Annotated in this window: 16 protein-coding genes; 10 read left to right on the forward strand and 6 right to left on the reverse strand. The window is 39.6% G+C overall.

Going from position 1 to position 21,085, the window contains the following annotated elements:
• Positions 1–12: 12 nt before the first annotated feature.
• On the reverse strand, positions 13–1,290 hold the full coding sequence (locus IPM48_06480; protein MBK9271225.1) for a transglycosylase SLT domain-containing protein: 1,278 nt from the start codon (positions 1,288–1,290) through the stop codon (positions 13–15).
• Positions 1,291–1,496: 206 nt separating this feature from the next.
• The gene (locus IPM48_06485) at positions 1,497–2,900 is read right to left on the reverse strand and encodes a phosphoglucomutase/phosphomannomutase family protein (GenBank protein ID MBK9271226.1); all 1,404 of its coding nucleotides are present in this window, start codon (positions 2,898–2,900) and stop codon (positions 1,497–1,499) included.
• A gap of 92 nt (positions 2,901–2,992) precedes the next feature.
• Here IPM48_06485 and IPM48_06490 point away from each other — a divergent pair, with 92 nt between their 5' ends.
• The 6 genes from IPM48_06490 to IPM48_06515 all read left to right on the forward strand — a co-directional run bounded on the left by IPM48_06490 (position 2,993) and on the right by IPM48_06515 (position 9,053).
• A complete protein-coding gene (locus tag IPM48_06490) occupies positions 2,993–3,649 on the forward strand; it encodes a protein-L-isoaspartate(D-aspartate) O-methyltransferase (GenBank protein ID MBK9271227.1) in 657 nt (218 codons plus the stop codon).
• 469 nt (positions 3,650–4,118) lie between these two features.
• Positions 4,119–5,414, forward strand: coding sequence for a hypothetical protein (locus tag IPM48_06495; protein MBK9271228.1), 1,296 nt, complete (start codon positions 4,119–4,121; stop codon positions 5,412–5,414).
• Positions 5,415–5,585: 171 nt separating this feature from the next.
• A complete protein-coding gene (locus tag IPM48_06500) occupies positions 5,586–5,987 on the forward strand; it encodes a hypothetical protein (GenBank protein ID MBK9271229.1) in 402 nt (133 codons plus the stop codon).
• A 54-nt stretch (positions 5,988–6,041) separates the two neighbouring features.
• Positions 6,042–7,121 (forward strand): efflux RND transporter periplasmic adaptor subunit, encoded by a 1,080-nt coding sequence (locus IPM48_06505; protein MBK9271230.1) that lies wholly within the window; start codon positions 6,042–6,044, stop codon positions 7,119–7,121.
• Entirely contained in the window at positions 7,118–8,374 is a 1,257-nt protein-coding gene (locus tag IPM48_06510; protein MBK9271231.1) for an ABC transporter permease, read from the forward strand. The genes IPM48_06505 and IPM48_06510 overlap by 4 nt, the downstream gene beginning before the upstream one ends.
• A gap of 1 nt (position 8,375) precedes the next feature.
• Positions 8,376–9,053 carry an ABC transporter ATP-binding protein gene (locus tag IPM48_06515; protein MBK9271232.1) on the forward strand — a complete coding sequence of 226 codons (678 nt, stop codon included), beginning with the start codon at positions 8,376–8,378 and terminating at the stop codon, positions 9,051–9,053.
• Positions 9,054–9,113: 60 nt separating this feature from the next.
• On the opposite strand, the gene IPM48_06520 is transcribed toward IPM48_06515, so the two are convergent.
• From IPM48_06520 to IPM48_06535, 4 genes are all read right to left on the reverse strand, one after another.
• Positions 9,114–10,679 carry an MFS transporter gene (locus tag IPM48_06520; GenBank protein ID MBK9271233.1) on the reverse strand — a complete coding sequence of 522 codons (1,566 nt, stop codon included), beginning with the start codon at positions 10,677–10,679 and terminating at the stop codon, positions 9,114–9,116.
• A 185-nt stretch (positions 10,680–10,864) separates the two neighbouring features.
• Complete coding sequence (locus tag IPM48_06525; protein MBK9271234.1) at positions 10,865–12,478, reverse strand: M28 family peptidase; 1,614 nt, start codon at positions 12,476–12,478, stop codon at positions 10,865–10,867.
• On the reverse strand, positions 12,475–12,909 hold the full coding sequence (gene rpiB, locus IPM48_06530) for a ribose 5-phosphate isomerase B (protein ID MBK9271235.1): 435 nt from the start codon (positions 12,907–12,909) through the stop codon (positions 12,475–12,477). Before rpiB ends, IPM48_06525 begins: the two co-directional genes overlap by 4 nt.
• A gap of 5 nt (positions 12,910–12,914) precedes the next feature.
• Positions 12,915–15,962, reverse strand: coding sequence for a DUF2723 domain-containing protein (locus IPM48_06535; protein ID MBK9271236.1), 3,048 nt, complete (start codon positions 15,960–15,962; stop codon positions 12,915–12,917).
• 106 nt (positions 15,963–16,068) lie between these two features.
• On the opposite strand from IPM48_06535, the gene IPM48_06540 reads away from it, so the two are divergent.
• The 4 genes from IPM48_06540 to IPM48_06555 all read left to right on the forward strand — a co-directional run bounded on the left by IPM48_06540 (position 16,069) and on the right by IPM48_06555 (position 20,811).
• Positions 16,069–16,374, forward strand: coding sequence for a hypothetical protein (locus IPM48_06540; protein MBK9271237.1), 306 nt, complete (start codon positions 16,069–16,071; stop codon positions 16,372–16,374).
• Positions 16,375–16,428: 54 nt separating this feature from the next.
• A complete protein-coding gene (locus IPM48_06545) occupies positions 16,429–17,040 on the forward strand; it encodes an RNA pseudouridine synthase (protein MBK9271238.1) in 612 nt (203 codons plus the stop codon).
• Between the two features lie 24 nt (positions 17,041–17,064).
• Positions 17,065–18,087, forward strand: a complete 1,023-nt coding sequence (thiL, locus tag IPM48_06550) for a thiamine-phosphate kinase (protein MBK9271239.1) — start codon at positions 17,065–17,067, stop codon at positions 18,085–18,087.
• 432 nt (positions 18,088–18,519) lie between these two features.
• A complete protein-coding gene (locus IPM48_06555; GenBank protein ID MBK9271240.1) occupies positions 18,520–20,811 on the forward strand; it encodes a gliding motility-associated C-terminal domain-containing protein in 2,292 nt (763 codons plus the stop codon).
• The last annotated feature ends 274 nt before the right edge of the window (positions 20,812–21,085 follow it).

A 21,085-nucleotide genomic window follows, 5' to 3' on the forward strand; every position in this document is an offset into this window, starting at 1 on the left:
AAAGAAGGACATTTATTTCTTTACAATGAGGACGGTTCCCCTGGCCAATGTGGCCATATCTGTATTGAGTTCATTCCACTCCATAAGATCATCTATAGAGACAGAATCGTATAATGCAGCAATATCTGAAAGGCTTTCTTTGGTTTTGACAATGTGGTAGGTGTAGTTTTTAGAAGATCTGGCAGCCAATTCAGGCTTTTCTTCAATAGATACTGGTGTTTCGTAGGCCAGGGGGTTTGGTTGGGTAATTTCAATGGTTTCCGGCTTTTCTACCAGAGGTCTTGCAAATGAAATCAGATCTATAATTCCTCCCGGTAACCATAGGACATTGACTTGATCAATGTTGTTCTTATCTGGATTTGGCATGGAACTATAATATTCGACAAATTCTACGGCCAAACTATCAGGTAGGGCAATATAATGCCCTGATTCAGATTTTGGAATGATGTTTTTTCTGTATCCGGGATTCAATGATTTAAATAATTCTTTTTGAATTCCGGTAGATTTGGTCATTTTGTCAATGTTCAGCTCCCGGTTTATTTTGATAAAGGTCAACAGTTCCGATGGACTCGCACTATTATCAGCATATAGATTGTGGGTTTCAGCGAAATGAAGCATATAGCTTAGTCCGATGAAAGCAGGAACAAACAGTTGAGTTTGGCGTGGTAGATATTTTCTGACCTCCCAATAATTTTTTGACCCACTTTTTTGGATGGCATCGATGACTTTGTATTCCCCACAATTGTAAGCAGCCAAAACCAATGTCCAATCACCAAACATCTGGTAGAGTGAATTAAAATAGGAAGCTGCCGCCCGGGTCGATTGAACCGGATCAAAACGCTGATCAACTTTATCATCCACCCTCAAACCACGATTTTTGGCGGTTGGTACCATAAATTGCCATAATCCAGCAGCACCAACTCCGGACTTTGCAGAGGGATTTAAACCGGACTCAATGGCAGCGATGTATTTGAGTTCAAGAGGCAGTTGGTTGGACCCAAAAGTCTGATCGATCAAAGGAAAATACAAGTCTTTACGATATAAAATTCGCTTGCTAAATGTTCTGTCAATCAAAACAAATCGTTTTACCTGATCCAAAACATCCTGATCTGTACTGACATCTACTATGGATTGCATCGACTTGAGTCTGTCGATAATGTCTTCTTCTGAATAATTTGCGAGTATTTTATCTCTTAATTCGATCGCTCCTATGGGGTCAATGAGGGTGGCGGCGGAAAGTGAGAATCTTGCCACCACTATGCATAATATGAATAGCGATTTATATGTCATGGTCATTCAGAGGGTCTAATATAGCACTAATTAATAATAATCAGCCGAATAAAATGATCTTAAAATTCGGCCACAGCGGTTAATGGAACGACAAAGATAGCCAAGTTGTTTTAGAACAAAATGTTAAAACTATCAATATCTAGTTAATACATATTATAAAAATATGTAATATATTGTATATTCTTCAAATAGCTCGATGAAACCAATTAACCAGTGAGTCCCAGTTTCCTTTGCGCCTCTTCCAAAATTGCCTGGCATTCTTCCTTGTCGCGACCCTGAGAATAGATTCTTAAAACGGGCTCGGTACCAGACATTCTAAACATTAGCCAATTGTCATGTTCAAAATAATATTTATGGCCATCGAGATTTTCATAATTGGTGGTTTTAAAGGAGCCCCAGTTTTGAACAATTCCTGATTCCAATTGCTTTTTTACCGATTCCATTTGCTCTGGCCATAATTTGAGATCCTTACGATCATAAACAAAGCTTCCCACCAAACCATAAATTTCCTGGATAAGTTGTCTGATGTCTTTGCCGGTATGAGCGATATATTCCATAATGGTCATTGCAATCCAAACACCATCTCTTTCTGGAATATGGCCCTTTACTGCGAGACCACCAGATTCCTCTCCAGCCACCAAGACATCCCCAGCCATCATATTGGAAGCAATGTATTTAAACCCTACTTTTGTGATGGTAGTTTTCAAACCATAATGTTCGGCAAGTTTTTTGACCTTATTGGTCACCGAAAAACTAATGACGACATCACCGGAATACTTTTTTACTTCATGCAGGTATCTGATCAACAACAACAAGAGATGATGAGAATCGATGATTTGTCCGTCAGAATCGATCATGGCTATTCTGTCTGCGTCCCCATCATGGGCAATCCCAATGTATTGGCCCTTATGATTAGATAGGTAAGAAACAATCTCTACCAAATTTTTTGCAATAGGTTCCGGAGCGGTATGGTTGAATCCAGGATTCCATTCACAATGGAACGATGTCATTTTGGGAAATAATTTTTTCATCACATTCTGACCAGCACCATACATGGCATCGTAAGCAATTTGGTTGTATTTGCTTATTTTTTCAATATCAAAAGAGGATCTCACTTTTTCCAAATACATTTCCTCAAGATTGACCCATTCAAAACCAGATAGTTGCTGGTCCAAACGGTTTTCAGTAAGATTATATTCAAATGGAATCATTGATTCCAGAGATTCTATGTCTTCAGGAGGTGTTGGCCCTCCATAGGAAGACTTCAATTTGTAGCCATTGTATTCCGGAGGATTGTGGCTTGCTGTAATGACAATCCCTAAATCAGCTTTTAAATTTAAGACAGCCAGAGAAACCATTGGCGTGCTTACAAAATCTTTTGCTGCAAACACATTCAGACCTTCCTGAATAAATACTTTAACGACCTCCTCCATAAACATTTTCCCACCAAATCTGCAATCGTGGCCAACAACAACGCTGTTTAGATTTTGACTTCGCATCCAGAATGCAGTTCCCGCGGCTACCCTTCGTACATTTTCAAGGGTGTAACCATCACCGATGATAGCCCGCCATCCATCTGTTCCAAATTTAATCTGATAACTAACTTTCATAATCTCAACAATGAGCGCCCAAAGATACCGGTATCCGGGTCATTTTGCAATGACTTAAAATGTTAAGAAAATAATGTATATTTTAGTGCCTAATTTTTGACGTTTTGGATTTATATAGACACAAGGGATTAAGGAAAAAGTTGGTGGCAGAGCTCTCCGGAAAGGGCATCAAAGATCAGAAAGTACTCGATGCAATCTTGAAGATACCCAGGCATTTATTTCTCGACAATGCATTTGAAGAGTGGGCTTATAAGGATACTGCTTTTCCAATAGACTGCGAGCAGACCATTTCTCAACCCTATACGGTTGCATTTCAAACCAGTCTATTGGAGGTAAAGCCAAACGATAAAATCATGGAAATTGGACTTGGATCAGGTTATCAAGCCTGTGTTTTGCACGAAATGGGAGCCAGGGTTTATTCCATTGAAAGGTTTAAAATATTGCACGATAAAACAGTGGATCGTTTAAAGCGATTAGGGTATGGTGCAATAAGGACATTTTATGGAGATGGATTTGCCGGATTACCAAGATTTGCTCCATTTGACAAGATTCTAATCACTGCTGCCTGTCCGGAAATTCCTTCCACTTTATGGGATCAGCTCAAAACAGATGGTATTATGGTAGTCCCTATGTCGGTTGGTGCTGATGTTCAAATAATGTGTCGATTTTATAAGAATTCCGATGGCAGTTTTAAAAAACAGGAGTTTGGACATTTTAAATTTGTTCCGATGCTCAAAGGAAAGGTTTGATGAAGTCTATTGAACCATCTGATGCAATGATCAAAGTACTAAGTAGAAGCTGGTTCAGTCTTGATCCAACCATTGGCATTCAAAATATATAACAAGCCAGAATACCTTCTAATAAGGTCTTCTTCGTGAAATTCGCCTTCCAAACAATGGAATATACCCTAGGGAAAATGGTATGGTTTATTCCACAATCCCAAATTATGAATTGGAGTTCATTCTGTTAGCGAAAATGGCAATAAAATGGAAGAGTTTAATGAGAAACTTTATTGGTGCCGGGAGGACGAATCAAGCAGATTGAAAAGTATTCATTTCAGAGCCATTTTTGATTGGATTAGAATCTCTACTACCTAATTTGGGATAATATTTGGTTTGTGTTTTGACATTCCGAATCATTGGAAGCATTCTCTACCTGATAAACTTTCAGGCAGAGTTCCCTATTTTATTGGAATCTTGAATTTCATACAGAATCCCAATGACAATTCCGGGTAAAAACCAGAAAGGTGGATTATATTTGCAAGCAGTGATGAGAAGTTTTAGACTAAATACAGGGCAATTTATTCTGATATTTTGGATGGTTTTTGCGTTTGGCGCAATCGGACAGGATTTTGAGAGATACCTTCCGGCAGGTGAAAAAACCCAGTGTTACAATTCCATTTATCAACAAGAACTATTGGAGTCACTTTCCAAGAGAAAATCTGATCTGCTCAATAGGATTAAAAGCAGAAATTTAGATGAACGCCTTCAAGTACACTTGCACATTGATACTTCTTATGAGCGCAGAAGAGTGGGTGGATACCATCAAAATCAGGATGTAATAAATTACATGAACGGTTTGGTGAGTAATGTGGTGACAAAGTTTAATGTTGCAGCTCCCAACTGGGATTTGGAAAAGGATCTGACGATCACATTTTTTGATGGAGCAACACCTTTTTCATACGGTCAAAATCTTGCAGAAACCATCGAAAATTATCTTTATTGGTTGATATCGATCAATTTTCCGGGTAATGATGATGTTTACGTATTGTACACTGGTCATTACACCAATGCCGGAATATCGTATTTAGGTACACTTTGTTGGCCGGGAGTAACTTTGGTTGGTTTTGTGAATTCTTTAATTTCCAATGAAGCCCTTTCCAGTCACGAATGGGTAGGTCATTCAGCCGGTGCTCTTCATTATGACCAATCCGTCAATGTCATGAATTCAAGCAATGCCAGTTTTCCCTGGCACATATCCTCACTGGAAGGAATCGAGGATTTTTTAGAGGATGTGGATTGTGTCGCCAATTTTCAAGCTCCATTGGTGTTGGAAGGCATTAGGCTGTCTGCTTATTGCCTTGGAACTCGTCGCATTTTGGAGTGGGAATGTACCGGGGAAGTTGAGGGTGGATATTTTGAGATTAAGAAAAGTTTTGATCGAAAAAGCTGGTTTTCATGGGATAGAATCAATGCTTCAGATGGTGTAACCAACTTTGCGGTGGATTTTGAGTCAGGGAAGTATAGCTATGTAAAAATTGAATATCGTGATGCAAACGGATTTCAACTGAGTTCAAATGTACAATCCGTACCACTTTGTTATGGTAACTCTTGGCAGGTACAGGCTAACCAAATTTTCAATCCAGGTGAAATTCGATTGAAATTTTACAATTCCATCGGACAATTGTTGTTTGAATCCAATGACCGCGAGATTTTAATTGACCAGAATTTATACCGGGGTATAATACATGTGACGGATCAGGTGAATACGGAGACTATTCTGCTCGGTCAATGACAAATTACCAAGGAAGATGCCATTCAGACAAAAGTCAATCACGAAGAAGGGGATTTCAATTTTTCAGGGGCAGAATTTAATGATGACTTTGTTTTGTTAAACCATTGTTGGTATTAATTGTCTTATTTTGGTTCTCTTTTGTATGGTTATACCATGGTAATTCCGGGGTCAATGAACCGATTGATTTTTACAGTTTTCCTATTCAGTTTCTCTATAGATAAACCATTGGGTGCATTGCCTGAGTTTCATAATCATTGGTATTTGATTGGATCATCAAAGCTTGATTATAGCAGCTCTGTTTGTGAAATTTCAATAAGACAAGACAAAGGAGTGTTTACCGAACTAAGGATCGATGGTAAAGCCCATTCCGTATTTATAGATAAATGCACCGTGTTATTTCTTGACTCCAGCTATGTAGAGTATCCGATTCAGGAATTATTATTACCCGGCAAAAACAGGAAGACAATTGATTTAAAATCAAATTTCAAAATGATCCAAAAGATAATCCTTCATTGGCGGCCAAAAGATCAATTGGTAAAAAATACATGGATCGAGTTGTATGGAAAAAATTAATTCTTTCTTTTTGGATTGCTTCATTTTATTTTTTGATTTACGATACTTTCATTTATGAAAATTTATTTGTATATACTGTTTGTTTTGGTCCAGTTATTTGCTTGTCAGGGAAAAAGAGAATTCATTGTTGTGGAAGCTGCAGATATCTCAGAATCTGTTTATTCATCAGGTAAGATAAAGTCCAGAGATCAGTATCAGGTCATGCCCAAACTGGGAGGAATACTCTCCGGAGTCCTTGTAGAAGAAGGCCAAATGGTTAAAAAAGGCGATTTGCTTTTTACCATTTCAAACGAGCAACTTGTGCTGCAAAAAGAATCGGCGCTGTTGGCTTCCAAGAGATCTGCATTGGATAACAATATTGAAAAAATAGAGGAATTAAAAAATAGCATTGAACAAGCCGCACTTAAGAAGAACAATGATTCAATTGCCCTGGATCGGCAGAAAGCATTATGGCTTCAGAACATTGGATCAAAGCAGGAATTGGATTTAAGAGAATTGGCATACAAGAGTTCTCGGGCAGCGTGGAGAGCTGGTATTGAGAGAATGAGGGACTTACAAAAATCTCTGGATTATCAAGAACAGCAAGCGAAGACCAATTTTAACATCAGCCAGGCGAGTTTGGCAGATTTTAGTATTAAAGCTGAAAAGGATGGGAAGGTATATAGAATTTTCAGAGAAATAGGAGAATTGGTGGGGCCAAATGTTCCTTTGGCGGTTATAGGATCAGCTTCGGAATTTATTGCCCTGATGAATGTAGATGAACGAGATGCCTCCAAAATTAAACTCGGGCAAAAAGCGTACATTGAGTTGGAGAGTTTTCCAAATGAAATTTATGAAGCCAAGGTGTCAAAAATTTCTCCATACCTGAATGAAAGAGACAAGACTTTTGAGGTCGAAGCAATGTTTGACCGATTGCCAACTTTGTTGTATCCCAATCAAAGCTTTGAAGCCAATATTCTGGTACAGGCAAAAACCCAGGTGATAACCATCCCTAGAAAATATCTTTCTGTGGAGAATGAAGTTTTTATTGGTGAAAATGAGATAAAGCAGGTGAAACTTGGATTAGAGGATTTGGAAAAAGTTGAAATTACAGAAGGATTGAATATTGGTGATAAAATCTATTTACCCAAATGATTCGCGGGGGAGCCATTTCAGGAATAGCCTTTGCTTTGATGAAAGCCAAATGGCGGCAAAGCATGGTGGCAGCCATGGGTGTTATGTTTGGTATTACCATGTTTGTGACATTGTTGAGTTTTATGACTGGACTCAACATGATGTTGGATAATTTGATTTTAAATCGAACACCCCATATCCGGATGTTCAATGAGATGAAGGCCACAGTAAACCAACCCATTGAAAAATTAAAACCCGGAGAAACTCATTTTATTCATTCTGTCAGACCAAAATCTACTTTTTCAAACATCAGAAATTCTGGAGTCATTCTTCGGCATCTCGAAAAAAACAAAGATGTATTGGCTGTTGCGCCAAGATTGTCTTCTCAGGTGTTTTATTCCATAGGTAAGACCAATTTTGGAGGATCGTTGCAAGGTGTGGATGTCAGAAAGGAAGAAGAGTATTTTCATTTGTCGGATTATATTACCAAGGGCCATCTGTTGGATCTGGTCAGTGTACCAAACAGCATAATTGTGGGTAAAGGCATCGCTGATCTGTTGTTGGTGGATGTTGGAGATCATATAGAAGTCAAAATGCCGGATGGTCGTGTTAAAAACATGAAGATTGTTGGATTTTTTCAATCAGGGATAAAGGATATTGATAAAGTACTAAGTTATACTCACTTTAAGTCGATTCAGACATTGATGGATGTTCCATCGGATCATTTTACGGAGATCTTTATCAATCTGCACGACCGGAATAAGGCACCTGATCTTGCATTGGACTTTGCTTCAATGTTTGAGGTGGACACAGAGGATATTGTGAAAGCAAATGCACAGTTTGAAACAGGAACAAAAATCAGAGGAATCATCAGTTATTCAGTTGGCATTACTTTGCTGATTGTTGCTGGTTTTGGCATTTATAATATTCTCAACATGTTGATTTATGAGAAAATGGATACCATTGCAATATTAAAAGCAATGGGATATTCAGGAGCAGATGTCAAGAGAATATTTTCTATAATTTCGGTTAGCATTGGTTTGATCGGAGGAATGGTCGGAATGATTTTTGGATTTCTATTGAGCAGTTTAATCGATCGTGTTCCATTCAATACAGAAGCACTCCCTACCATCAAAACATTTCCGGTCAATTATGATCCGGCGTTTTATATACTCGCTTTTGTTTTTTCTTTTTTGACCACTTATTGGGCAGGATTGTTTCCATCGAGAAAGGCAAGTAAAATGGATCCGGTTGGTATTATCAGAGGTAAGTAACATGAGTCATTCGAGAATACTGGAAGTCAAGAATTTGAGTAAAACATTTGTAGAATCGGACAATATGCAGGTGTTGTACAATGTAGACATGCATGTGGATAAAGCAGAATTCGTCTCCATCGTGGGCAAGTCCGGATGTGGAAAATCCACCTTGCTTTATATTTTGTCCACCATGGATACGCAATACGAGGGTGAGATTTACCTGGATGGAGAGCGATTAAGTCATCGCAATCAGCATGAGTTAGCCAGAATTAGAAATGAAAAAATCGGATTTGTTTTTCAGTTTCATTATTTGCTCAATGAATTTTCGGCTTTGGAAAACGTGATGTTACCTGCCATCAAATTAAGTAAATTTAGCAGGGAAGAAATAGAGCATCAGGCCATCGAAAAATTGAAGATTCTTGATATGGAAAAAGATGCATTGAAAAAACCCAATCAACTTTCCGGAGGACAAAAACAGAGGGTTGCCATAGCCAGGGCGTTGATTAATTCTCCTAAAATCATCATGGCAGATGAACCCACCGGTAATCTGGATCAGGTAAATTCTCAAATTGTTTTCAATATATTTTCGGAACTATCCTCACAATTCCACCAATCTCTGCTAATTGTGACCCATGATTTAGAGTTTGCCTCGAAAACCCATCGCACCATTCAAATGGTGGACGGACGAATCGTTTAAAAAAATGCTCCAGACAAAAATGTCAGGAGCATTTAATTATCTTTAAAACATGTTGAAAAATTAATGCACTCCGTGCATCCATTTTTTAAGCCATGGTGATAAAACAAACAATAAAGCGGCAGCACCAAGGGTGATGTAAACCCCCCAGGTCATGTACACATCTACATAGGCGGAGAGCGCTTCAGCAGGTGCGGCATCGTTGCCGGGTGCAGCGATCATCTGTCCGAGTTTACCAGCTATTTTGTGTGCAAAAGATATGGATAGAAACCAGGTACCCATTACAAATCCAACTGTTTTGGCGGGTGAGAGTTTGGTCACCACTGACAAACCAACCGGAGACAAACTTAATTCTCCAGTCGTGTGAAATAAATACATGAAAACCAAAAACATCACTGGAATCAAAGCCCCGTCATTGACCGTACCAAGAACGGTTCTTGCACCAGCAACGATGATAAAGTAACCCAGTGCCATCTGCAAAAGGGCCCAGGTAAATTTAATGGGTGTTCGGGGTTCCATATTTTTCTTGCTGAGAGAGTTCCAGATCCAGGTGAATACCGGAGCAAGTAGAATGATAAATAAGGCATTCAGTGATTGAAACATGGAGGTCTCAATACCATGTTTTTCAACATATTTGTCGGTTAGAAAATTGAGAGATCCACCAGCCTGCTCGAAGAGCGTCCAAAAAATCATGTGAAAGAAAAACAAAAACAAAAAGACCACCAATCTTTGACCTTCCTGTTTGTCTTCGGTAAAGAATAGAGAAGATATTAGAATATATCCTATCACCCCAATACCTGCGATAATTAGAATATAATTGGTCACACCTTCATTGTCAATTAGGTAACCAAACAATGGAATGGAGATCAAGACACCAATCAATACAAGCCATTGTTGTGGAATTCCAAATACAGGTTTATTTAAAGCTGCGGGATCAGGTGGATTTCCTTTGTCTTCGTATTTGCTCATGTTTCTCCAAAATACAATAAGACCCAACAACATTCCCAATCCAGCAGTCATGAAGCCCAAGGAGTAATCAAATTTCTCTGCCAGGTATCCACAAGTCAAAGGAGCTAAAAAAGCACCCACATTAATACCCATATAGAAAATGGTAAATGCAGAATCTTTCCGACGATCGTTTTGCTCATAGAAAGTTCCGAGAAAACTAGAGATATTGGGTTTGAAGAAGCCATTGCCAATCGCAAGGACCGATAGCCCTGTAAACAATAAAAAAGTAGTATCAGAAGTAGCAGCATTAAATGCCATAATAAACTGGCCGGCAGCCATCATAATTGCCCCAAGGATAACCGCTCGTCTAAATCCAAAAAGACGGTCAGCCAACATCCCACCCACGATGGGAGCTGCGTACAACAAAGCATTGAATGCTCCATAAATTCCAACAGACCGCTCCATAGACCCACTGTCTCCTAAACTTGAAAAGATCTCTTTGGCAATGTAAAGCACCAAAAATGCTCTCATTCCATAAAAGGAAAAGCGTTCCCACATTTCAGCAAAAAACAATGTAAAAAGGGCTTTTGGGTGCATTTTTCTTTGGGAAAGAACCGTTAAAGGCACCCAGACAAGTACAAATGCCCAACCCAGAATCAATAATAATAAAGCGGTATCCATAAATTATGATTTAGATTTGTTTGTGCACAAATATAGAGTTATTGGACAATGTCCTGTAAATTTTTCTTAATGGGATGGTAATACCTGCCTTGTAGCTAAGTCAAAATAATCACAGTGTCGACAGAATAGCGCGTCGAAAAAAGCAATTCACCAAAAAATCAATTTGAATTATAAGAAATCCAGGCTTATGGCTGCTGGTGCAATCGGATGGTTTGCTCTTCGTTGGCCAAGGCCCAGGAGGTGAAAAATATATGCCTTGCAATGGTGCTCAGTTTTCTAAACCGGATCTTTTCTGCATCGTCGGAGATTCTGTGATAGTCTTCGTGTACACCGCTAAAAAAGAAAATGGCCGGAATGCCTTTTTCAGCAAAATTGTAATGATCAGAACGAAAATAAAACATATTGGGATCTTTCTCATCATTGTAAGTATAATCTAAGGTGAGTCCAAACCTCTCAGCGTTCACTTTCTCATGAAGGCGGTGTAAATCCATGGATAATCTGTCTGATCCAATCACATAAATATAGTTGGAATCTGATTTGTATTTTTCATCGGTCCTGCCAATCATATCTACATTCACATTGACAATGGTATTGGAAAGGGGTATTACCGGATCCTTGACATAGTACATACTTCCCAACAAGCCTTTTTCTTCTCCGGTCACCAACATGCAAAGTACAGATCTGCGAGGTCCCAATCCTTGATGTTTGGCCAATTGAAAAGCCCTTGCAATTAACATCACTGCACTTGTTCCGGAAGCATTGTCATCGGCACCATTGAATACTTCTTTCCCTCTCATACCTATATGGTCATAATGTGCGGTTACGACAACAACTTCCTCCTTTTTATCTGTTCCTTCAATATAGGCCATTACATTTTTTCCAAGAATTTGGTTTGTTTCCCTTGATTGTAAAACAGATATTTTTCTTTTAATAAGGATCGCTTTTGTTTTTCCTTTAAACTTTGCTTTATCTCTCGCTGCAATTATTTTTTTTATAGATTTCCCCAAAAGTTTTGCGGCAACTGTACTTGAAAGATAAATTGAGTTTGCAAATTGTCTTTCCTTCCTTTCATCTTTTTCCAGCAATACGGATGGACTCAAAATATCTTTCCTGCTTGCATCTGATACTTCCTTAAATTTATCTTCAATGATGAAAACCAATTTGACACCTTTCTCATGTGCAATTTTAAGTTTTCTTTTGACGTCTTTGCTCCAATCAGAAAGTTGGCTGGATTTGGTAATGCGACTGATTCCATTCTTATCTACCGGTTCACCATTGTAAATGACAATTACTTTATCCCTGACATTTAAATTTTTATAATCGCTGTATTGAGGGTCATCGATTCCATAACCAAGATAAAGAACTTCATTCGTTTCGAGTTGAAGGTTTTCATTGTCTTTTGCGAGACAGACATAGTCCCATAAATTCCGGTATTCAAAGTCATCTATTTTTAATACCATCGATTTCCAATAGATCCATTTGAAGTTCACTTTTTGAAAATAATCCGAATGACCAGGAGGAGGGTTCAACTGATAAGAACGCAATCTGGATGAAATAAATTCGGAAGCCCTATCGTTTCCCGGAGTTCCAAGCTCTCTGCCTTTGCAGGAATCAGAAGCGAGATAAAAGACAATTTCTTTTAAGTCATTTGAGTCAATGGTCTCTGCAATTTTTGAGATACCATCCAATAGGGGCAGTGGTGCTGTAGGCCTGATAATTCCACTAAAATACTTCTGTTGTGACACAACCAATGTCAGGCCACAATGCCAGACCACGAATAGCCAAAATATTCTTTTCACTCTTCTATTTTTCTAACCCTTGTCTCGTGTCTCCCTCCTTCAAAACCTGTTTGAAGAAAGTGAATGACAATTTGCTTGGCTTCTTCTTCGTTTAGACATCTACCTGGCAGAGCAAGTACATTTGCATTGTTGTGTTTTCTGGCCAGCACAGCGATTTCAACATTCCAGCAAAGCGCACAGCGGATACCTTTTACTTTGTTGGCAGCAATGGCAATTCCATTTCCGCTTCCACAAATCACAATACCGAGATGTGCTTCTTCAGAAGATACACTTAGACCAACTTTTTTACCATAGTCTGGATAATCAACCGACTCATTGCTAAAACAACCATGATCAATCACTGAATACCCCAAATCGGGTAACCAGAAGAGTAGTTTTTCCTTCAACTCAAAACCCGCGTGATCCGCTCCGATGGATAAAATTTGACCCATAGAGATCAATTATTGACCGGACTGGGTGTGTATTTGGCCAAAAGATCCCTGATTTGTTTTTCAAATTCTGGATCTGCAAATTGACTTAACATGTTTGATATTTCTCGAATTCCGGATGAGGCAAACGATTTATCTTGTTGAAAGCTAGAAGCCAACTCATCAGCAGAAAGAGATTCATAAAAATTCATCATGTCTGCAATTTCTTCCGCCAAAATTTTCATGTGTTTTTTTGCATCGTCCATTTTGCCTCCTGATATCAGCATTTGAATAAATGGCATAACCCGAATATCGTATTGAAAATTCATATTGGGAAATGACTCAAAATATTTGTTGGCTACAGCAGCAGCTCTGACTGTATCGCCATTGGCTTCAAGAATAGATCCCAGGCGCATCATCATCATCCGCAAACCCTGAACACTTAGTGCATAGGCATGATCCACAAACAACTTCTTTTTGTCGAAATTGCCCCATTTGTATTTATTCATTACGGCATCGTAGCTTTTTTCAACGTCCATTCTGCCAGAACCATAAATGGACAAACTGCGGTCGCTTGGGGTCATTACTGGTGTGATGCGCAGGGCCAGACCCTCCATTTTCATATAATCCTGGAGGCCAAGTAATTTTTCCATTTGGCAGGTCACAGAAAAATAAACCGGCCTTTCGTGTATATTGGAATAAATAATGTCGAGTACAGCAAGATCATCTTTGGTAATGTAATTCGGATTTAAATTGATCGGTATGCGATCTACAGCATTGGTATCTGCCGCACTTATCATTCCCAATTCCAGTGCTTTTTGGCGGTTGATCTCAAGATATGCTTTTTTGGTTGGCATGTATGTTTCAAATTCTCTTCCGCCTCCGGCTGAAATGGGATGATCCTCGCCCAGAAATTTTAAAAGACTTCCCAAATTCATTTCTTGATCTGGAGCTCCTTCACCGGCAGGATTAAAATAGAAAATCTGATTTCTTAAAAATCCGCGATATTGTTCTTTTGGAATACTCATTTTGACAGGTGGAGAATCATTGACTTTTCTTCTTTGGGAATCAATGTACCAATCCACTGCAATCAAACTGAGGTTAATGACCCTGACATCGCGGCGAATTCCCTCTACCTCTTGCGCATACCACACCGGATAGGTATCGTTGTCGCCATAAGTAAAAATAATTGCATTGGGTTGGCAGGATTCAAGGATATTGATGGCGTAATCACGGGCTGCAGTAATTCCATTTCTTGATTGATCATCAAAGTTCTGGAAACCCATGATCACCGGGGCAGACAATACCACCAATGTAGCAATCAATCCAGATGGCATTTGTGCCATTTTTATTTTATTTCTGAGGAAATCAACCAGGAATAAGACGCCCAATCCGATCCATATAGCATAGGTAAAGATAGAGCCTACCAACACATAATCTCTTTCACGGGGTTCGTTGGGTGGAGAATTGTTGAAAAAACAGAGTCCCAGACCTGTTATCAACCACATGACCAGCAGAGCCAGGAAATCATTTCTGTCTTTCTTGAAATGAAAGAAAACGCCCAACAATCCAAATAGGAAAGGAAGGAAGAAATAAGTATTTCTAGCCTGATTTTCTCTGATGACCCGCGGCAACTCACTTTGGTTGTATAATCTGGCACCGTCGATGGCTTTGATTCCTGAAAGCCAGTGTCCGTCTTTCTTATCCCAAGGGAAATAGCCCTGTTCACCGTTTTGACGTCCGATAAAATTCCAGTGAAAATATCTCCAAAACATCCAACCAAATTGGTAGGACCACATGAATTTTAAATTATAAACCATGTCTGGCTTGCCTTCTGATCTCCCCGTCAGGTGGTTCATCCACATCCTGTGAAGTTGGACTCTACCTTGATCGCTATGACTGATTCTCGGTAAGAAAATTAGATCTTTCTTTGCAAACACATAGTCGAATTTCCGATCGACCACCACATATTTATTTCCTTTCCGGCCATAGCGGTTGGAGGTTTTTGTATCTATTGGGCGGGCATCAAAGTGAGGACCCTTGGTCAAGGAACGGTCACCATATTGTTCTCTGTTGATGTAGGGCAACAATCTAACGACATCATCAGGATTGTTCATGTTAATAGGGGTGTTTGCCATGGCTCTCAACAATACCACACCCACCGGTGTATAGGAAATGGTTACCAGCATCAATGTAAAAAATGCCTTGTAAAGCAAATCATTGCCTTTTCTCTTGGCATAATTAAGTGCATAATAAAATGCGCCAAACAAAAGTAAAACGGTCGGAATCAGTCCGGAGTGGAAAGGCAAGCCCAGGGTATTTACACAGAAAATTTCAAACATACTCCACAAACTGGGCAATCCGGAAACAATGATGGATTGAAAAAGTACGACTGAGATCACCCCAATCAATCCTGCAAGGACAAATCCTTTGAATGTAATTTTATTCCATTTTTTATAGTAAAAAAGAATGGCGATGGTTGGGAAAGCCAATAAACTCAACAAATGCACACCAACAGAGAGTCCTGCTGCATAAAGGGAAAAAATCAACCAACGGTCGTGTTTGGGTTCGTTGGGCAGATAATACCATTTTACAGCGGCCCATAAAGTCATGCAAGTAAACATGGTGGACATGGAGTAAACCTCACCTTCTACCGCTGAAAACCAGATGGAGGTGGCAAAAGCAGTGGTCAAGCCGGCCACAAGTCCTGATCCCATTACTGCCCAATCCTGACTGGCTTCCTCATCCCGATTGCGTCCATACAGCAAAATTTTAGCGAATATGATGGTGGTCCAACAAATAAATACGGATGCAAATGCAGAACAAATTCCCGACATGAGATTTACCGCAAAAGCGATATCCGAAGGGGTATCCGAAAATAAGGTAGCTACCCAGGTAAACATTCTGCCGATGATCAAAAACAACGGTGCTCCGGGAGGGTGCACCACTTGCAATTTATAAGCACCCAATACAAATTCTCCACAATCCCAAAGACTTCCAGTCCTCTCTACAGAAAAATAATAAACCGTAAAAGTGATCAGGAAAACAATCCATCCTGTTAGATTAACCTTATTCAATGACTTACCCATTTATATTCAGTTACTTACAAATTAAAAATGAAATAATTTATTAAAAATAAACATGTAAAAATAGCGATTTATTGGAATTCACCAATAGACGTAAATGGAGGCCCACTTATTGCAGATCATCAGAAGCACCATCTTTAAGGCAGCTTTGGCCAGGTTAGTTGAAATGATGGGTGAATTATATGGCCGTCTGATATTCGATCCTGACAAATCCTCGGGTCAATTGGATCTGATTTACTTACCTTTGGGTTTTATTGTTGGTATTTATGATTCGACTGATCATTTTAGGTCTCGCCGCTTATGGTTTGTACGTACTGTTTTTTCAGAAGAAAAAACAAATCAGAACAGGTCCTGGAAAGGCATCTTCCAATCGATCGGAATACACCGATTACGAGGAAATTAAGTAAATCCATTGGCTGATATTTCTTCTCTGGTTGTTTTTAAAGACCGGCATTTTATGATTGCTGACAAGCCTGCTTTGATGCCTGTGCAGGAAGATAAAACGGGCGATCCGAGTTTGTATCGTTTGTTGTGTGCCTATGCAAAACACCAATTGTATCCCTGTACCAGAATTGACAGACCGGTATCGGGATTGGTGGTATTTGGAAAAAATCCGAAGGATCAGAGTCAGTTTCAGAAAATGTTGGAAAATCAAATGATCCAAAAGGAATATCTCGCGATTGTGCCTCATGTGGAAACAAAGGAATCTGTCGTTCTGGAACATTTATTGATTCATGACACAAGGCTTCACAAAGCATTTGTGTCAGAAACGGCAGATGCAAAACCAGCCTCTTTGACTTACAAAGAAGTCTTGAGACTTGACAACTACTCTGTCATAAAAATAAGTACTAAAACGGGGAGATTTCATCAGATTCGCTGTCAAATGTCAGCAGCCGGCCTGCCAATCAAGGGAGATGTAAAATATGCTGCCCGCAGAGCCAACAAAGATAAATCCATTGGATTACACGCCTGGAAAATTAGTTTTAATCATCCGTTTTCAGGCCTTCCCATTCAATTGAAAACAGCCATTCCCAAACACGATATCTGGACACAAGTCTTGATTGATTAATCGCTCATATTTTCATACCCTTTTATGACAAATACCGAAGTAAATAAGCTGGGAGAATTCAAACTCATCAAACACCTGACCGAGCATTTTATTCTTCATCATCAGGATACCAAAACAGCCGTAGGCGACGACGCAGCTGTTATTGAAGGCGGAGATCAGGATGTTCTGATCAGCACTGATCTGATGATCGAAGGTATTCATTTTGATTTGATGTATTTTCCACTGAAGCATCTGGGATACAAGGCAGTAATCAGTAATATCTCAGATATCTGTGCCATGAATGCTGTGGCGAAGCAAATAACAGTATCCATCGCGATGTCCAATCGATTTTCGGTAGAAGCCTTGGAAGAATTGTACAAGGGTATTAAAACTGCTTGTGATCTGTACCAGGTGGATTTGGTGGGTGGCGATACCAGTAGCTCTCAAAAAGGATTGATCATTTCTGTCACTGTCATTGGAAAACAGAAACCTGAAAAGATATCTTACAGGGCCGGGGCTAAACCAGGTGATTTTATCGTTGTCACAGGAGACCTGGGTGGAGCATATCTGGGTTTGCAGTTGCTGGAGCGAGAAAAACAAATCTTCCTTTCCGATCCTAATATCAAACCTGAATTGGAAGAACATAAATATCCTGTGGAGCGATTTCTCAAACCGGAAGCAAGAAAGGATATCATTAGTCTGTTGGATCGCCTAGGAATCAGACCCAATGCTTTGATAGATTTGTCGGATGGTATGTCATCGGATCTGATGCATATTTGCGAAAGTTCAAAAGTGGGTGCCATTATTGAAGATTCTATGTTGCCCATACACGAAGATTCCCGAAAATTGGCCATGGAATTTAAACTAGACCCTACAACCTGCGCTTTGCATGGAGGTGAAGACTATGAACTTCTTATGTGCATTCGACCTGAAGATTATCCCAAGATTCAATATTTACCCGGATTTAATTATGTGGGAGAAATATTGTCTGTAGAAGAGGGCATTCACTTGAAGACAGCTTCGGGTAAAAAGCATCCCCTGCAAGCGCAAGGTTGGGTGCATTTTTGATACCCTTTCTCTACGGTCCATCCGTACAGACTCAAGTGCAAGGACTTTGTAAATACCTGTTTTGAAATAAAAAAAGAGATCGGCTCATACCCCCCAGCGAACCGATCTCAGAAATTGTTGTATCTAATTTCTTGGATACTTACCAGATTACTCTGATACGGTACATATATGCATAAACCTTGCCAAATTTTATAAAATCATGTTTTTTCTTAATATTTTAGCGAATCAGTTTCCAATAAAAATTGTAATAAGTTCATTATCAGATGTATAAAACAAAAGAAAAAATTGCATTTATGATTGGATCCATTCCTTCTAATAGCGCCATTAAATATGATGACTAAAACATATTCAAATTAAATGCCGAACCACAGGACCAGAGACCAACATTAAATCGGATTGGATCGTTATATCAACCACCATCAAAAGATAAGCTTGAATCATAGAATATTGATATTAATTCTGTTGGTCTGGATTCTGATTCGGTCATACGTCGGTGCGCAGTCCAATGAAGGTACCCATTTTTGGTTCAGCTTTTTGGAACACAGAGATCGCACCAACAACCGGATGCTGATGCTTACTTCCAAATACAATACCACCGGCACAGTAATGATTCCCGGAAGCGGATGGAATCGCAACATCAATATTCCTGAAAATGGTATTGTTACAATTAGTTTGCCAGCAGAGTGTGAAAATTTAGGCTCTGAACAAGTGCTTCCCTCTGCCGTAGAAGTATGGACACAGAGGCCTTCATCGGTTTACATCCATCAATACAACGAATTCAGATCAGATGCTGCCCTGGTGCTACCGGTCAATTCGCTTGGAAGAGAATATTTTACAATGAGCTATTCTGCTTATCAAAACAGAGACGATCATTATCCAACGGAGTTTGTCGTAGTGGCAACCGAAGACCAGACCACTGTCCAAATAGTTCCTTCAGCCAAAACACAGGCAGGCAGGTCAAAAGGCAGTACGCACAGCGTTGTATTGGACAGAGGACAGAGTTATCAGGTGCAGGGAGGAGATGTCTCACAGGATCTGAGTGGAAGTTATGTCAAATCGGACAAACCGGTGGCTGTCTTTAGCGGCAATCGATGGACACAGGTTCCGAATGGTTGTGGAAACCGCGACAATCTTTTGGAACAAATGTATCCAATTGAGACCTGGGGAAAGGAGTTTGTGGCGGTGCCATCAGCATATACTTCAGAAGATATCTACAGGCTCATTGCAGCGGAGGACAAGACTACTGTAAGGATTGAAAACAATTTGGGCAATGTGATCTTCAGTTATCAATTAAACAAAGGCGAATACCGAGAATTTAAATTGTTCAGAACAGCAGCCATCATCAAAAGTGATAAACCGATTTGCCTTGCACATTTTTTGGTAGGTGGTCTCTGCAACGGGTTGAACAGTCTGGGAGATCCTTCCATGCTGATGCTCAACAGCAGTTCACAGTTTAGAGATACCGTTACACTGTTTAATACAAGATTTCAAAATATACTAAGACATTTTATCAATGTCATCATGAGATCCGCAGATACATCTTCTTTCAGACTGGATGGAAAAGAGCTCAGGGACTTTAATACACATTTTATAACGATGGGTTCCTCAGCTGAATTTTCCTACGCAATCATAGAGCTGGCTCAGGGAGCACATACTTTGCTGGGAGGAGGGTGCGGATTGATTGCATCAGCATACGGTTATGGGCAGGCGGAATCCTATGCTTATGGCGGGGGGGCCAATTTTTACAAAATCAACAGTGTTCAATCTGACGATGGGGCATGCTTTGGAGACTCCATTTTGTTTTCCAGCGGACTTCCGGAAAACCGGTTTTCAGTAAGTTGGGATTTGGGAGACGGACAAACATCTGTTCAACATCGTTTTTCGCATTATTACAAATCGTTGGGCAGGTACAAGGTAAAGCTTTGGATGAAGGATTTATGTGTAGGAAGCATGGATTCGGTAGAGAAGGAAATCGAAATAAGCCTTAGAAGACCATTGGATATATCGCCGGATACCCTCGTTTGTGAAGGAGCCGATTTGACCTTGAGAGCATATGACATAGACGGGGCTTTGTATCAATGGACGGGACCCAATGGGTTCTCTTCTGACGAAGCTTTTCCCGAATTAAAAATGGTTTCCGGATACGATGCGGGAATTTATACAGCAGTTGGAAATTATCTTGGTTGCAGCACATATCCCAATACTTTGAAGCTTGTGGTGGTTGAAAATCCCAAAGCGGAACTGGGTGAAGACCGCAGCTTTTGCCCTGCCAAAGAATCCATCTTTTTAGAAATTACCACCCACCATGCGATCTTATGGGAAGATGGAAGTAAAGATGTTGTCAGAGAAATTCGAAGTGGTGGAAATTATACTGTTCAGCTAACCGATGTGTATGGATGCTATGATACAGATTCACTTGTTGTCGAAGAGAAATGTCCGGCAATTGTTTTTTTTCCAAATGTGTTTTCTCCCAACGGAGACGGAATCAATGATTTATTTATTCCGCAAATTGAATATGTACAAAATCCAAGCTTGAGAATTTACACCCGTTGGGGTGAGCAAATTTTTGAATCGCAGACGATACCATTTGAATGGGATGGTATGTCCAATGGACAGATGATGTTACCTGGCGTTTATGTTTTTTTTATGGAATACGATGGTTTTGATGCGCAGGGTAACTGGCGCAGATTTCATCAGAGCGGGGATTTGACTTTGATCCGATGATTAAAAAATAGGGTGTTTGAGGACATCAGTTGAACCCACAACCAACAATTTTTCAAAATGAATTCCTGAATTACCGTGTATCATAAGCTGTTTAATTCTGTCTTTTAGAACAGTCTTCAATGGATCAGTATTGGGAAAATGCTTTGAAAAAATGATGTTCCTCTGTGAATTCTGTAATTTAGATTTATCAGTAGAACATTGTTTAAATATCTGGTTGCAATTAATAAACAACTTGTTGCGTTTCCAATGGATAGCTCCAGTCATGAAATTTCCA

This window comes from Saprospiraceae bacterium (assembly GCA_016715965.1).
Lineage (GTDB): Bacteria > Bacteroidota > Bacteroidia > Chitinophagales > Saprospiraceae > Vicinibacter.